Source organism: Rugamonas brunnea, assembly GCF_014042345.1.
GTDB classification, from domain to species: domain Bacteria; phylum Pseudomonadota; class Gammaproteobacteria; order Burkholderiales; family Burkholderiaceae_D; genus Rugamonas; species Rugamonas brunnea.
The window spans coordinates 170,495-183,736 of the sequence record NZ_JACEZT010000008.1 but is presented as its reverse complement, the minus strand read 5'-3'; the positions used below and the strand labels follow the sequence as shown (position 1 = coordinate 183,736).

Here is a 13,242-nt window from a genome sequence, read left to right as displayed (position 1 = left end):
ACAAGCGGAGGAACCGCTTACAGCACCGAAATCAGGTTCACTTCAAAGCGCAGCGGCTGGCCGGCCAGCGGGTGGTTGAAGTCGAACAGGGCCGACTCCTCGCTGATCTCGCGCAGCACGCCGGCGAAACGGCCGCCGCCGGGCGCCGCGAAGTCGATCAGGTCGCCGATCTTGTATTCCGCTTCCGGGTCCGAATTCTCGTCCAGCGTGGCGCGCGACACGGAGCGGATCAGCTCGGGATTGCGCTCGCCGAAACCCTGGGCCGGCGCCAGCTCGAACGTCTTGTGGGTGCCTTCAGGCAAGCCCAGCAGGCAATCTTCGAGGAACGGGGCCAGCTGGCCCTGGCCCAGCATCAGCGTGGCCGGGTTTCCGTTGAAGGTTGTGACTATATCAGTACCGTCCAGCGTAGCCAGACGATAATGCAGAGTGAGATAAGCCGATTTGGTGACGACGTTAGGTTGCGCGTTAGACATGACTTGGTACTCGGTAAGCTTGCAGGAAGCGATATTGTAAGCCACCTTGCCCGTCACGCCCCCGCTCCGGAACAATTCGCCCCACTTTTCATGGAGGACGCATGGCGATCAGCGACTGGCCGGCCCACCGCCGGCCCCGCGAGCGTTTGATACTGGAAGGGGCGCCGGCCCTGTCGGACGAGGAATTGCTGGCGGTCTTCCTGCGCGTGGGCGTGCAAGGCAAGGACGCCGTGACGCTGGGGCGCGAGCTGGTCCACCGTTTCGGCTCGCTGCACGCGCTGTTCAGCGCCAGCCTGGACGAATTCTGCGCCATCCACGGCCTGGGCGCCGCCAAGTTCGCGCAATTGCAGGCCGTGATGGAGCTGGCCCGCCGCGCCATCGAGGAGCAATTGAAGACGGGCCAGACGTTGGGCTCGCCCAAAGCCGTCAAGGAATACCTGCGCGTGATCCTCGGCGGCAAGACCCACGAATCGTTCCACGTGCTGTTCCTCGACGTGAAGAATCGCCTGATCGACGCCAAGGAATTGTTTCGCGGCACCCTCACCCACACCAGCGTCTACCCGCGCGAAGTGGTCAAGGAAGCGCTGGCGCGCAACGCGGCCAGCGTGATGCTCGCGCACAACCACCCATCTGGCACGCCCGAGCCCAGCGAATCGGACCTGCTGCTCACGCGCGCGCTGATGCAGGCGCTGGCCCTGGTGGACGTGCGCATCCTCGATCATTTCGTGGTGGCGGGCCACCAGGTGCATTCGTTTGCCGAGCACGGCCAGCTGTAAAGCGGGGCCGGCGCGCGCAGCGGCGCAAGCCCGGTTTACCCTTGTTTACCAAGGGAAAATTGCCATTTCATGCAGGCCCTTCAAATTGTTAAATTTTTTTGAAAATGCGAGACACAATTGTTTTTCACAAGTCATTGAAAAAGCTGGGTTTTTTTGATATAGTCTTGTTTTTCCAATTGTGGAATGTCTTTAAGGAGTGCGCCATGGCACGTGTTTGCCAAGTCACTGGGAAGAAGCCGATGGTCGGCAACAACGTTTCCCATGCAAACAACAAAACCAAACGTCGTTTCCTGCCTAACCTGCAGAACCGTCGTATTTTTGTTGAATCTGAAAACCGCTGGGTCTCCCTGCGTCTGTCCAACGCCGGTCTGCGCGTGATCGACAAAGTCGGCATCGACGCCGTTCTGGCCGACATGCGCGCGCGTGGCGAAAAAGTCTAAATAGGGAGCTATCATGGCAAAATCTGGCCGCGACAAAATCAAGCTGGAATCGACCGCAGGTACGGGTCACTTCTACACCACTACCAAGAACAAGCGCACCATGCCTGCTAAGATGGAAATCATCAAGTTCGATCCTAAGGCACGTAAGCACGTTCAGTACAAAGAAACCAAGATCAAGTAATCCGATCTGTGTGTTTCGTGAAAAAGCCGTTCATCTGAACGGCTTTTTTGCTTTCCGCCGCCATTCATGATTAGTGGCAACCATCCTCCTGCAGCACCTGCTGCCACGCGCCGGCATACATGGCGGCCACCCGGCCCTGCTCCGTCTCGAAACGGATCGCATACTGCCCCTCCCCCGCCCTGACCGTCAGGTAATGCCCTTCCGCCCGGTGCGGGTGCGCCACCTTCCGCACCGCCTCGCCGTAGTGGCGCCCCACCTTGCCCTCCGGATCGTCCAGCGCGATCCCCCGCTCCGATTCGATCCCCGGTTGCGTCACGTCCACCCGCTTCAGCACATCGTGCACGAACATCAGCACGATGCCGCCCTGTTCCGCAGGCGAGACCTGGAAGCAGTCTGGCACCATGCGCTGCCAGGCGGGCACGCGATCCATATGCTCGCCCAGGATCTTGTTGACCGTGTCGAAACGCATGCCGACCTTGAGCGGGCCGGCGCCATCGACGCGCAAGGTCCAGTCGCGCGCCTGCGCGGCCGGCAACAGCGCACCCAGGGCCAAGGCCACCCACCAGCGCTTAGTGACTTGCCAATTGCCATGCCGATTCATCAATTCCTGCTCCCCAATGCAAAACGGCTCCGTTTCCGGAGCCGTTGGTGTTTTCAAGCTAAGCCTGTCATGCGTAGCTGCGCAGGCGCAGCGAGAAGTCCTGCAGCGACTTGATGCCGGACGCTTCCGCGCGCGCGCACCAGTCCTGCAGCTTGTGCAGCAACTGGTCGCGCGTGAAGTGCGAACGCTCCCAGATCGCGCCCAGTTCCACGCGCATATTGTGCATGGTCTCCAGCGCCTTGCTGTGCTGGAACAGTTCGCTCAGCTGCTGTTGCTGCTGCTCGGCCAGCTTGCCCGGCTCGCGCTGCAACAGCTTGCGCGACGATTTCAGGAAACGCGATTCCAGCTGGGCCTTGTCCTTCAGGTGGGCCAGTTCTTCCTTCCAGGCGTGCTTGACGGACTTGGCATACTTGGCCATCACGTCGTAACGGTTGGTGATCACCGATTGCAGCGTGTCGAAGTCCGCTTCCAACTTGCCCGAAGCGAATTTCGGGGCCGGCGCCAGTTTCTTGACCTTGGCCAGGCCCATTTTTTCCAGCGAGCGGATGTACAGCCAGCCGATGTCGAGCTCGTACCATTTGGACGACAGCTTGGCCGAGGTGGCGAACGTGTGGTGGTTGTTGTGCAGTTCCTCGCCGCCGATCAGGATGCCGAACGGGAAGATGTTGGTGGCCGCGTCCGAGCACTCGTAGTTGCGATAGCCCCAGTAGTGGCCGATACCGTTGATGACGCCGGCGGCCATCACGGGAATCCACATCATCTGCACGGCCCACACGGTGATGCCGATCACGCCGAACAGCATGAAGTTCAGCACCAGCAGCGAGGCCACGCCCTGCCAGCTGTACTTGGTGTACAGGTTGCGCTCGATCCAGTCGGTCGGCGTGCCATGGCCATACTTCTCCATGGTTTCCATGTTCTTCGATTCAGCGCGATACAGTTCGGCGCCTTCCCAGAACACCTTCTTGATGCCACGGGTGACGGGGCTGTGCGGATCTTCCTCGGTGTCGCACTTGGCGTGGTGCTTGCGGTGGATGGCGGCCCATTCCTTGGTCACCTGGCCCGTCGTCAGCCACAGCCAGAAACGGAAGAAGTGGCTGGGGATGGCATGCAGTTCCAGCGCGCGGTGCGCCTGGTGGCGGTGCAAATAAATGGTGACGCTGGCGATGGTGATGTGGGTGACGGCCAGGGTGTAGAAAAACACTTGCCATGCGGTGAGTCGGGTGACGCCGTTAGCCAAAAAATCCAGTACTGCGGGTAAGCTCAAATTCATTCCTGCTCCAAAGTGGGGATCGCGATCCGGTCGCCCCCGCGCACGGGAGAGCCGATATTCTTGATTTTAGTCACCATTGTACGATGAAACGCTGGTGTTTTGCGGAAGCATTGCCCTAAAACTGACTATTTTTTAGGCAGGGCAACGGATTCCGGCAGCGGCTTGTCGCCGAGGATACGCATTTCCCGTTGCGGGAATGGCACGCTGATATTGTTCTCTTTCAAGGCCTTCCAGATTGCCCGATTGACATCGGAGGTCACGCCGCCCTTGCCGTTCTCGGGGTCGTGGATCCAGAACCCCAGTTGCAGGTCGAGGCCGTCGGCACCAAAACTGAGCAGCTGGGCCGATGGCAGTTTCTCCTTCGAGACCCGGGCCACCGTGGCGGCGGCCTGCTCCAGCAACTGCAGCACGCGTTCGAGGTCCGAATCGTAGGCCACCGAGACCTTGGTCGACAGCCACAGCATGCTGTTGGACAAGGACGAATTCTGCACCGCGCCCGACACCAGCATTTCATTCGGCACGATCGACTCCACCCCGTCCAGTCCTTGCAGCACCGTGTAGCGGGTGTTGATCTGGGTCACGCGGCCACTGTATTTGTCGACCGTGATCATGTCGCCGATGGTCAGGCTGCGGTCCAGCAGGATCACGAAGCCGGACACGTAGTTGCTGGCGATCTTCTGCAAGCCCAGGCCCAGGCCCACGCCCAGCGCGCCGCTGAACACGGACAACACCGTCAGGTCAATGCCCACCAGCGATAAGCTCACCAGGATGGCCACCACGATCAGGATGGCGCGGCCCGTGCGCGACAGCACCACGCGCAGATTGGTATGCAGGCCCGGCACATGCATCAGGCGCTCCTCCAGCGCAGCGCCGGCCCACAGCGCCAGCATTTGCAGCAACAGCACGGACACGGCCGCTTGCAGGATGGCCAGGATGGACACCTTGTGCTTACCGAGCGGCAGCACGGTGTCGTCGAGGAAATCGAAGATATCGACCCACAGGCCGGTGATGTAGAGCACGAACGCCAGCCACACCAGCAGCTGGAACACCTTCTCGAACATCAGCATGGCCGCGCCCACCTGCCCGCGGCGCGCGAACACGCGGCGCAGCACGAAGAAGGTGAAGCGGATCACCACCAGCGCGCCAAAGATGGCCATGCCCATCTTGAGCAGGTTCACATGGTGCGCGCGCGACAGCACCGCGCGCGACACGCCCAGCAGGCAAATGGTCAGCAGCGGACCCAGCACGCGGCCAAAGCTCTCGACGCCGAATTGCATCACCCCGGCCTGGCTGCTGCGCCCGAAGCGGCGCCGCAGCAGCGCGGCCAGCCCCCAGCCCAGCGCCACGGACAGGCCGATGGCGCTCAGTTGCCACAGCAGGCTGGGATCGGTGAGGTCGTCAGTCAGGCCGGCGATCAGGTTGGCGAGCGGTAATTGGTTCATTGCGGATCGATATGGAAATGGATGGGACACAGATTAGCGTAAACGCCAAGTTTTCCGCCACACGCGGCAGGCAGAAAAAAGGCCGGGAAGAACCCGGCCTGTCTGGATTACTCGGCGTCGTCCGCCGCCTCATCCGCCGGCGCGGCGGCCGGCTTGGCGACCTTGGCCATCGGCTTGCGCTCGAACACGGCGGCGAAGAAGCCGTCCGTCTGGTGCTTGTGCGGCAGCAGCTTCAGGTAGTCGCCCATTTCCAGCGGAATCTTCTGCTCGGCCAACACTTTGCTCATCGGCACCAGTTCGAAGTCCGGGTGGTTGGCCAGGAACTGTTCGGCGATGACGTCGTTCTCTTCATTGAGGAAACTGCAGGTGGCGTACACGAGGCGGCCACCGCCCTTGACCAGGCGCGCGGCGCCGTCCAGGATCGACGCCTGTTTGACCTGCAATTCGGCGATGGCGCCCGGCTGCTGGCGCCACTTGACGTCAGGATTGCGGCGCAGCGTGCCCAGGCCCGAGCATGGCGCGTCCACCAGCACGCGGTCGATCTTGCCGGCCAGGCGCTTGATCTTGGCGTCGCGCTCGTGCGCGATCTGCACCGGGTGCACGTTCGACAGGCCGCTGCGGGCCATGCGCGGCTTGAGCTTGGCGAGGCGCTTCTCCGACACGTCGAACGCGTACAGGCGGCCGGTGTTGCGCATGATGGCGCCCAGCGCCAGCGTCTTGCCGCCGGCGCCGGCGCAGAAGTCCACCACCATCTCGCCGCGCTTGGCGCCAACGATCTGCGACAGGATCTGGCTGCCCTCGTCCTGCACTTCGATGGCGCCGCTCTTGAACAGCGGCAGGTTTTGCAGGGCCGGCTTTTGCAGGATGCGCAGGCCCAGCGGCGCGTATGGCGTGGGCGTGCTGCGGATCGGCGCCTGGGCCAGCTCGGCCATCACGTCGTCGCGGTTGGCCTTGAGCGAGTTGACGCGCAAGTCCAGCGGGGCCGGCGTGTTCATGGCGTCGGCCAGTTGCAGGGTTTCATCCTCGCCGCACTGCTCGACCAGCTTGTCGAACAGCCACTTGGGCATGTTGGAACGCATGGACTTGTGCATCAGCTTGCGGTCGATCTGGGTCACGCGCTCCAGCCACTGCACTTCGTCCTCGGACAGGCCGCCCATCGAAGCGATGCCGACGGCGTCGGCCATGCCCAGCAGCGTCAGGCGGCGCATGGTGGGGCCGCCGCCCGCTTCGGAGAAATCAGTGAAGAACGACTTGTTGCGCAGCACGTTGTACACGCATTCGGCGATGGCGCCGCGCTCGCGGCCGCCCAGGCGCGGGTGGTCCTTGAAGTAGCGCGACAGGGTGGTGTCGGCCGGCGCGGTAAAGCGCAAAATCTCGCGCAACACTTCTTCAGCATTGGCGAGTATCGCTGGTGGCAATCTCATGGAATTCCTTGGTTGTAATTCTGTACGGTTATTCAGTACGTGTTATGCGCTACGTGGGCTGTCGTCGACCACGACCTTGCCTGCTTCGATCGTGAGCCGGTCTTCGACGAACCAGCGTATCGCCCGTGGGTACAGCTCGTGTTCCTGTTTCAGCACGCGGGCCGACAAGGTGTCGACCGTGTCGTCGGGCAGCACCGGCACGGCGGCCTGCGCCACCATGGGGCCGTGATCGAGTTCGGCGGTCACGAAATGCACGGTCGCGCCATGCTCGGGCACGCCGGCCGCCAGCGCCTGCGCGTGCGTGGCCAAGCCGGGGAAGGCTGGCAGCAGCGAAGGATGGATGTTGAGCATGCGTCCCGCGTAGTGGTCGACGAACTCGGGCGTGAGGATGCGCATGAAGCCGGCCAGCACCACCAGGTCGGGCGCGTAGCCGTCGATCACGGTGCGCAGGGCCGCGTCGAACTCGGCGCGGGTGGCGTAGTCTTTATTGGGCACCACGGCCGTGGCGATGCCGTGGCTGGCCGCGAACGCGAGGCCGGCCGCGTCGGCGCGGTTGCTGATGACGGCGGCGATCCGGGCCGGCCATTGCTGGTCGCGGGCCGCGCGCACCACGGCTTCCATGTTGCTGCCGCGGCCAGAAATAAGGATGACGATGTTTTTCATAGCCGGCATTGTACCTGCTCGCGCGGGGTGAACCAAGAAAATGGCGGGCGACGGGGGTTCCGATGCTGCGGCGCAGCACGGCTCAAGGAGGCTCACCCGGTCATGCAAACCGGGGAATGGCGGGCTTACTCGAACGAGTAGAAGACCCGGAATGGCACTTTCTTCTCGGCCCAGTAGTCGGCCGCATCGCGGAACACGTCCAGCAAGGTTTCACGCGCTTCCTTGTCGAACTTTTGCGTGTTGGGCAATTGTTCGAGCACCACCAGGAAGCCCGTCTGCGGACCGGCCTTGTGCATGGTCTCGGTCAGCGTTTCGCGCAGGCCGTCGAAATTCTTGCCCACGCCCTTAGGAAACTGGAACGATTCTGCAATAATGCCGCAAACCTGTTGCTTGGTCTGGCCGGCCAGGCAGTGTGCGTACAAAAAATGCTGCCCGAGACGGACGGCCTCGTCCTGCAGTTCCAACACGCGGAAGGCGCGGATGGACTGAACGAGGTTGGGCGGCACGGTCATTAACAAACTCATTTTTCCCTCAAGTCGACCTGGTATGTAGGGTGCGTTCATGTTCTCGTGCATATTGTTATATCCGGTCATAAATACCGTTACACAGCTCGCGGTAAACGGGTCAATGCGCTTACCAGGAGAGATCCACGTTTCTATCCGTCAATCTATTCCCATACACATATTAGGGTAACGTGTTGTTCCTCGTGAATCAACACGAATGTGATGCCTAACGCAAGTTTTGTTAAAAGCAGAACATTTTTAAGCCATTTTATAGATGTTTTCAGCAAGATTCCCCTACTAAGGGCCCCGTTTTTACTCCAGGATCGCAACAGTTGTTGCTGTTACAAATTGTTGCCATAAGCGCGAGTGGGCCAGTTACACTGGGATTACCATACATCCATGCAATATCGGACAATACGCAAAGCGCCGATATTCCTTATCCAAAACAGACCCGAGGTATAACAATGAAACTGCAATCCAAACTGATCGCATCGGCCCTTTGCCTTGGCGCCCTGCCATTCGCCCAGGCCGCCGATTTTGAAGATTTCGGCCGTGTCGTGCGCGTCACGCCGCAAGTGGAACAAATCAACCGTCCGCGCCAGGAATGCCGCACGGAATACGTGCAAGTCCAGCAGCCGGCGCCCCAGCGCAGCGTGGGCGGCGCCATCATCGGCGGCCTGATCGGCGGCCTGGCCGGTAACCAGGTGGGCGGCGGCACGGGCCGCTCGGTGGCCACGGCGGCCGGCGCCATCGCCGGCGCCGTCACGGGCGACCGCATTGATAACGCCAACCAGCCCCAGGGCGGCGTGGCGGAACAGGCCGTCAAGCAGTGCCGCACGGTGGACCACTGGGAATCGCGCACCAGCGGCTATGAAGTGACCTACGACTACCGCGGCCACACCTACACCAGCCAGATGTCGTACGACCCGGGCGAGCGCGTGCGCCTGCACGTGAACCTGGAGCCGGCCCAGCGCTGATCCGCTCCCGCTCCGCCCCGCACTGCCGGCCCGTCGTGGCCGGCAGTGTTATTTTGGCGGTGGCCACACCCGCCCGTCCCGGCGCGCACCGCTTGCCTTGCGGTAAGTCCTCGCGGGATAATGGCTGTTCACTTCCCGCCACACCCGCCCCATGCTGATCAAACGAAAATCCATCGAAAAAGAAGAATCCTCCCGTCCGGCCCGCAAGGTCAAATACGCGCCCGTCACCCTGTCGGAGCAGGATGGCGTGCGCTACCTGCACTTCGGCACGGAATGGGTGCAGGGCGCCATGCGCATCCGCAAGCCGGACTGGCCGGAACTCGAATACGCGCAGCAGATGATGAGCTGGATGTTGTGGCTGCCGCAGCCGCGCGCCATCGCCCAACTGGGCCTGGGCACGGGTGCGCTCACTAAATATTGTTACAAACAGTTTCCGGACGCGCAGGTGACGGCGGTGGAACTGAACCCCGCCGTGATCGCGATCTGCGCCTCCATGTTCAAGCTGCCGCCCAACGATGCGCGGCTGGCCGTGCTGGAAATGGACGCGCTCGACTTCGTGCACGATGAACAGCGCCACGGCACGCTGGACGTGCTGCAGGTGGACTTGTACGACGCCACGGCCAAAGGCCCGGTGCTCGACACGGCCGAGTTCTACCAGGCCTGCTGCGCCTGCCTCAACGACGACGGCATCATGACCGTCAACCTGTTTGGCGACCATCCCAGCTACGCGCGCAACCTGAAGGCGATGAAGTTCGCCTTTGAGCAAGTGGTTTGCCTGCCGCAGGTGCATGATGGTAACGTGGTCGCGATCGCCTTCAGGCGCGCCCGTCCCATCGACCTCGCGGCGCTGGCCGAGCGCGCCGCGGAGATCGTGGCCGCCACCAAGCTGCCGGCCAAGTCCTGGGTCAAGGGCCTGGCGGCCGCCAAGTAAACCGCATCCCGCGCGGCGTGCCGCGTCTTTATGAAAGTGGCCGTGACGATGTCCGCAACTTCAGCAAGTTCCGCCAATCCAGCCGCGCCAGCACCCGCACCCAGCCTGCGGGTACTGGACCTGCAGCAGATCTTCACCTGGCTGCTGGCCGACGGCATGGTCGAGAAGGCCCACGTCAAGGCCAACTATGCGCAAGCCCAAGGCATCCTGAAGAACACGGTCGGCGCCATGCACCCGCTGTGCGCCGTGGCCCATTGCAAGCTGCTGTCGGCCACGCCGCCGCACAAGCTGCTGACGCTGGACCTGCTGACGGAATGGCTGGCGCGCCGCGTGTCGCTGCCCTTCATCCGCATCGACCCGCTCAAGATCGACTTCACCAAGGTGGCCGACGTGATGTCGGCCAGCTACGCGGCGCGCTTCAACATCCTGCCCGTGGAGCTGACCCACGACACCCTGGTGGTGGCCACAGCCGACCCGTTCGCGCTCGAATGGGAACCGGAGATCGCCAAGGTGGCGCGCCGCACGGTGCGGCGCGTGATCGCCAATCCGCTCGACATCACGCAATACATCTCGCAGTTCTTCAGCCTGGCCAAGTCGATCAAGAAGGCCAATAAGTCCAACGGCCAGGACCTGGCGCTGCGTAACAACTTCGAGCAACTGGTCGAACTGGGCAAGCTGAACAAGCAGGTCGACGCCAACGACCAGCACGTGATCAACATCGTCGACTGGCTGTGGCAATACGCGTTCGAGCAGCGCGCCTCCGACATCCACCTGGAACCCAAGCGCGACCTGGGCACGATACGCTTCCGCATCGACGGCGTGTTGCACCAGGTGTACCAGGTGCCGGCCGTGGTGCTGATCGCCATGACGGCCCGCATCAAGCTGCTGGGCCGCATGGACGTGATCGAAAAACGCCGCCCGCAGGATGGCCGCATCAAGACCCGCACGGCCGGCGGCCAGGAAATCGAGCTGCGCCTGTCGACGCTGCCCACGGCGTTTGGCGAAAAGCTGGTGATGCGTATCTTCGACCCCGAAGTGGTGGTCAAGACCCTGCCCGAACTGGGCTTCCCGCCCGACGACGCGGCGCGCTGGGACGCGCTCACCAGCCGCCCGCACGGCATCATCCTCGTCACCGGCCCCACCGGCTCGGGCAAGACCACCACGCTGTACACCACGCTCAAGGCGCTGGCCACGTCGGAGGTGAACGTGTGCACGGTGGAAGATCCGATCGAGATGGTGGAGGCCTCGTTCAACCAGATGCAGGTGCAGCCCGGCATCGACCTGTCGTTCGCCGACGGCGTGCGGGCGCTGATGCGGCAGGACCCGGACATCATCATGGTGGGCGAGATCCGCGACCTGGCCACGGCCGAGATGGCGATCCAGGCCGCGCTGACGGGCCACCTGGTGCTGTCCACGCTGCACACCAACGACGCGCCGTCGGCCGTGATGCGCCTGCTGGAACTGGGCGTGCCCTACTACCTGCTGGAAGCGACGCTGATCGGCATCATGGCCCAGCGCCTGGTGCGCACGCTGTGCCCGGATTGCAAGTCGCCCGATGGCGAGCTCAGTGATGAGTTGTGGAACAGCATCGGCGGCGCCTGGAACTTGCCCAAGCCGGCCACGCTCTACCGCCCGGTCGGCTGCCCCGAGTGCCGGCAGACCGGCTACCGGGGCCGCACCGGCATCTACGAGCTGCTGACGGTGACCGAGGCGTTCGGCAAGCTGGTGCGCGAGGAAACGGACATCCAGGCGCTGCGGCGCCAAAGCGTGGCCGATGGCATGAAGCCGCTACGCATCGCCGGCGCCCTGAAGATCCAGGAGGGCGTGACCAACGCCGAGGAAGTGCTGAAGGTGACATCGTCGCTGAGCTGAGCTTGGCTAAGCGCAGGGGATGGCCAGCGAATTGTTTGATTGAAGAAAACCCTTTGCAGTTTCCTGCCGGCTGTATATAATACGGCCTCTTTCGGGTCGTTAGCTCAGCTGGTAGAGCAGCGGACTTTTAATCCGTTGGTCGCAGGTTCGAATCCCGCACGGCCTACCACGAATGTGTCAGAGAAGCCCACGAATTTCGGTTCGTGGGCTTTTTTGTTTTTACGCACCGTTTTTCCGCATCATTTCCGGCAAAAAAAGCCAACCGCGAACGGTTGGCTTTTCATTGTGGAGCGGCAGCGTGTGCCGCCCGCGTTTATCCCTGCCGGCGGCGGCGCGCCACAGCGCCCGTCACCAGCAAACCGGCCAGCATCATGGCGTAGGTTTCCGGCTCCGGCACGGCCGTCACCTGGTTGATCCAGCCGATGTGCGAATAGGTGGCCGTGGAACCGGACAGGTCGCCGAAGCTCGACGAGTTCTGGTCGCTCGAATCGCAATGGAGCAAGTCGAAGAACGAGCAGGCGCTGCTGCCCTGCCAGCCCCACGAGTGCACGCCCGACAGCAGCCATTCCTTGCCATTCCACACGAAGTCGCCGCCGCCCGAATCACCGCCGGCGATCAGCGCCTCGTTGACGCCGTGGCCCAGGCCGCTGCTCCACTGGTGGCCCGTCACGTCGGCGATGCGGCCCAGCGTGTTCTTGCTGGCCGTACCGTCATCGTAGTCGCTCATGTAGGTGGTGCCGGGCTTGTAGTAGTTGGGATCATAGCCCCAGCCCGTGTACTGGTTGCCCACCTTGTTGAAGGTGTTGCTGTCGACGTCGAAGGTGTTGTAGCCATAGTGTCCGTAGGCATGGTCGCCCCAGTCCGGGTCCTGGTCGGAACTGGCCACGGTGGTGGTGCCGTAGCCCGCCATCAGGTAATCCTTGCCGACGTCATTGGTCGTGCTCAGGTGATAGCCTTTGATATCGGTGACGGCGCTGCTCAGTTTCAGCAGCGCGACGTCGGAGCCCGCATCCAGCGAATTGTTGGCGCCATGCCACTGCGGGTGGACGAACGCATCGGCCACGGCCACCGTGCGCGACTCGCGCGCCTTGCCGTCGGCCCAGCCGAAGTCGACTTTCATCTTCGTGAAATCGTCGGCGCAATGGGCCGCCGTCAACACGTACTGGCCACCGGCCAGCAGCGAACCGGAACACGCCCAGTTGCCTTCGGCATTGCTGAAGCTCAGGCGGGCCACGCCGTCGAGCGCGCCCACGACGCCGTTGAAACTCTGGCCCGGCAGGAAACGCCAGTCGGCCGGCGACGACGTGTTGCCCGTCAGCGGTTTGAGGAAAGCGGCATTATTGGCCTGCGCGCCCGTGGCGAACAACGCCGCGGCCAGCGCACCGGCCAGTTGCAAGGTTTTGGACTGCATCACTGTATGACCTCTGTTAGTCGATTTATTGGTTGAAAAGTGCATCCCTGTCGTGTTCCACCAGCACGCCATCACCACCTGAGTGCATCCCGGACGGCGTGCGATGTGTGGACACAAATATAACATTGCTGTTTGAAAAATACTTATATTTTCGCAATTTATATTTAATTAACTCATTACCGAAGCGTCACGTATCGACGCGGAACCCATCAGCCCGCTTTGGGAGTACACTGGCCCGCAGACGGTGCGGCAGCCGCCCCTACCGCCCGCCCCTCTCT

General features: G+C 62.5%; 14 protein-coding genes and 1 tRNA gene. 7 read left to right on the top strand and 8 right to left on the bottom strand.

Annotated elements, in window-relative coordinates; all coding sequences use genetic code 11:
• Positions 1-17: 17 nt before the first annotated feature.
• Positions 18-473, bottom strand: coding sequence for an FKBP-type peptidyl-prolyl cis-trans isomerase (locus H3H37_RS13995; protein WP_182163450.1), 456 nt, complete (start codon positions 471-473; stop codon positions 18-20).
• Between the two features lie 101 nt (positions 474-574).
• On the opposite strand from H3H37_RS13995, the gene radC reads away from it, so the two are divergent.
• The 3 genes from radC (at position 575) to rpmG (ending at position 1,870) form a co-directional block, all read left to right on the top strand.
• A complete protein-coding gene (gene radC, locus H3H37_RS13990) occupies positions 575-1,249 on the top strand; it encodes a RadC family protein (protein WP_182163448.1) in 675 nt (224 codons plus the stop codon).
• A 203-nt stretch (positions 1,250-1,452) separates the two neighbouring features.
• A complete protein-coding gene (gene rpmB / locus H3H37_RS13985) occupies positions 1,453-1,689 on the top strand; it encodes a 50S ribosomal protein L28 (RefSeq protein ID WP_008451488.1) in 237 nt (78 codons plus the stop codon).
• A 13-nt stretch (positions 1,690-1,702) separates the two neighbouring features.
• The gene (rpmG, locus tag H3H37_RS13980; protein ID WP_220456434.1) at positions 1,703-1,870 is read left to right on the top strand and encodes a 50S ribosomal protein L33; all 168 of its coding nucleotides are present in this window, start codon (positions 1,703-1,705) and stop codon (positions 1,868-1,870) included.
• A 70-nt stretch (positions 1,871-1,940) separates the two neighbouring features.
• Here rpmG and H3H37_RS13975 read toward each other — a convergent pair whose 3' ends face one another.
• From H3H37_RS13975 to H3H37_RS13950, 6 genes are all read right to left on the bottom strand, one after another.
• The gene (locus tag H3H37_RS13975) at positions 1,941-2,471 is read right to left on the bottom strand and encodes a hypothetical protein (protein WP_229218832.1); all 531 of its coding nucleotides are present in this window, start codon (positions 2,469-2,471) and stop codon (positions 1,941-1,943) included.
• Between the two features lie 67 nt (positions 2,472-2,538).
• Positions 2,539-3,741, bottom strand: coding sequence for a DesA family fatty acid desaturase (locus H3H37_RS13970; RefSeq protein WP_182163446.1), 1,203 nt, complete (start codon positions 3,739-3,741; stop codon positions 2,539-2,541).
• A 125-nt stretch (positions 3,742-3,866) separates the two neighbouring features.
• Entirely contained in the window at positions 3,867-5,183 is a 1,317-nt protein-coding gene (locus H3H37_RS13965; RefSeq protein ID WP_182163444.1) for a mechanosensitive ion channel family protein, read from the bottom strand.
• 107 nt (positions 5,184-5,290) lie between these two features.
• Positions 5,291-6,607, bottom strand: a complete 1,317-nt coding sequence (locus H3H37_RS13960) for an RsmB/NOP family class I SAM-dependent RNA methyltransferase (protein ID WP_182163442.1) — start codon at positions 6,605-6,607, stop codon at positions 5,291-5,293.
• Positions 6,608-6,649: 42 nt separating this feature from the next.
• Entirely contained in the window at positions 6,650-7,270 is a 621-nt protein-coding gene (gene purN, locus H3H37_RS13955) for a phosphoribosylglycinamide formyltransferase (protein ID WP_182163621.1), read from the bottom strand.
• 125 nt (positions 7,271-7,395) lie between these two features.
• Entirely contained in the window at positions 7,396-7,794 is a 399-nt protein-coding gene (locus tag H3H37_RS13950) for a barstar family protein (RefSeq protein ID WP_182163440.1), read from the bottom strand.
• Between the two features lie 443 nt (positions 7,795-8,237).
• Here H3H37_RS13950 and H3H37_RS13945 point away from each other — a divergent pair, with 443 nt between their 5' ends.
• The 4 genes from H3H37_RS13945 to H3H37_RS13930 all read left to right on the top strand — a co-directional run bounded on the left by H3H37_RS13945 (position 8,238) and on the right by H3H37_RS13930 (position 11,722).
• Positions 8,238-8,750 (top strand): glycine zipper 2TM domain-containing protein, encoded by a 513-nt coding sequence (locus H3H37_RS13945; protein WP_182163438.1) that lies wholly within the window; start codon positions 8,238-8,240, stop codon positions 8,748-8,750.
• Positions 8,751-8,901: 151 nt separating this feature from the next.
• The gene (locus tag H3H37_RS13940; RefSeq protein ID WP_182163436.1) at positions 8,902-9,681 is read left to right on the top strand and encodes a spermine/spermidine synthase domain-containing protein; all 780 of its coding nucleotides are present in this window, start codon (positions 8,902-8,904) and stop codon (positions 9,679-9,681) included.
• Between the two features lie 48 nt (positions 9,682-9,729).
• On the top strand, positions 9,730-11,553 hold the full coding sequence (gene tfpB, locus H3H37_RS13935) for a type IV pilus assembly ATPase TfpB (protein WP_182163619.1): 1,824 nt from the start codon (positions 9,730-9,732) through the stop codon (positions 11,551-11,553).
• Between the two features lie 93 nt (positions 11,554-11,646).
• Positions 11,647-11,722: transfer RNA gene (locus H3H37_RS13930), tRNA-Lys, on the top strand.
• A gap of 144 nt (positions 11,723-11,866) precedes the next feature.
• Here H3H37_RS13930 and H3H37_RS13925 read toward each other — a convergent pair.
• Positions 11,867-12,964, bottom strand: coding sequence for a trypsin-like serine protease (locus tag H3H37_RS13925; RefSeq protein WP_229218831.1), 1,098 nt, complete (start codon positions 12,962-12,964; stop codon positions 11,867-11,869).
• Between the last annotated feature and the right edge of the window lie 278 nt (positions 12,965-13,242).

Bases quoted from the DNA above. Each gene is read 5' to 3' on its own strand.
- H3H37_RS13995 (WP_182163450.1), bottom strand. From the start codon at position 473: ATGTCTAACGCGCAACCTAACGTCGTCACCAAATCGGCTTATCTCACT.
- radC (WP_182163448.1), top strand. From the start codon at position 575: ATGGCGATCAGCGACTGGCCGGCCCACCGCCGGCCCCGCGAGCGTTTG.
- rpmB (WP_008451488.1), top strand. From the start codon at position 1,453: ATGGCACGTGTTTGCCAAGTCACTGGGAAGAAGCCGATGGTCGGCAAC.
- rpmG (WP_220456434.1), top strand. From the start codon at position 1,703: ATGGCAAAATCTGGCCGCGACAAAATCAAGCTGGAATCGACCGCAGGT.
- H3H37_RS13975 (WP_229218832.1), bottom strand. From the start codon at position 2,471: ATGAATCGGCATGGCAATTGGCAAGTCACTAAGCGCTGGTGGGTGGCC.
- H3H37_RS13970 (WP_182163446.1), bottom strand. From the start codon at position 3,741: ATGAATTTGAGCTTACCCGCAGTACTGGATTTTTTGGCTAACGGCGTC.
- H3H37_RS13965 (WP_182163444.1), bottom strand. From the start codon at position 5,183: ATGAACCAATTACCGCTCGCCAACCTGATCGCCGGCCTGACTGACGAC.
- H3H37_RS13960 (WP_182163442.1), bottom strand. From the start codon at position 6,607: ATGAGATTGCCACCAGCGATACTCGCCAATGCTGAAGAAGTGTTGCGC.
- purN (WP_182163621.1), bottom strand. From the start codon at position 7,270: ATGAAAAACATCGTCATCCTTATTTCTGGCCGCGGCAGCAACATGGAA.
- H3H37_RS13950 (WP_182163440.1), bottom strand. From the start codon at position 7,794: ATGAGTTTGTTAATGACCGTGCCGCCCAACCTCGTTCAGTCCATCCGC.
- H3H37_RS13945 (WP_182163438.1), top strand. From the start codon at position 8,238: ATGAAACTGCAATCCAAACTGATCGCATCGGCCCTTTGCCTTGGCGCC.
- H3H37_RS13940 (WP_182163436.1), top strand. From the start codon at position 8,902: ATGCTGATCAAACGAAAATCCATCGAAAAAGAAGAATCCTCCCGTCCG.
- tfpB (WP_182163619.1), top strand. From the start codon at position 9,730: ATGTCCGCAACTTCAGCAAGTTCCGCCAATCCAGCCGCGCCAGCACCC.
- H3H37_RS13925 (WP_229218831.1), bottom strand. From the start codon at position 12,964: ATGCAGTCCAAAACCTTGCAACTGGCCGGTGCGCTGGCCGCGGCGTTG.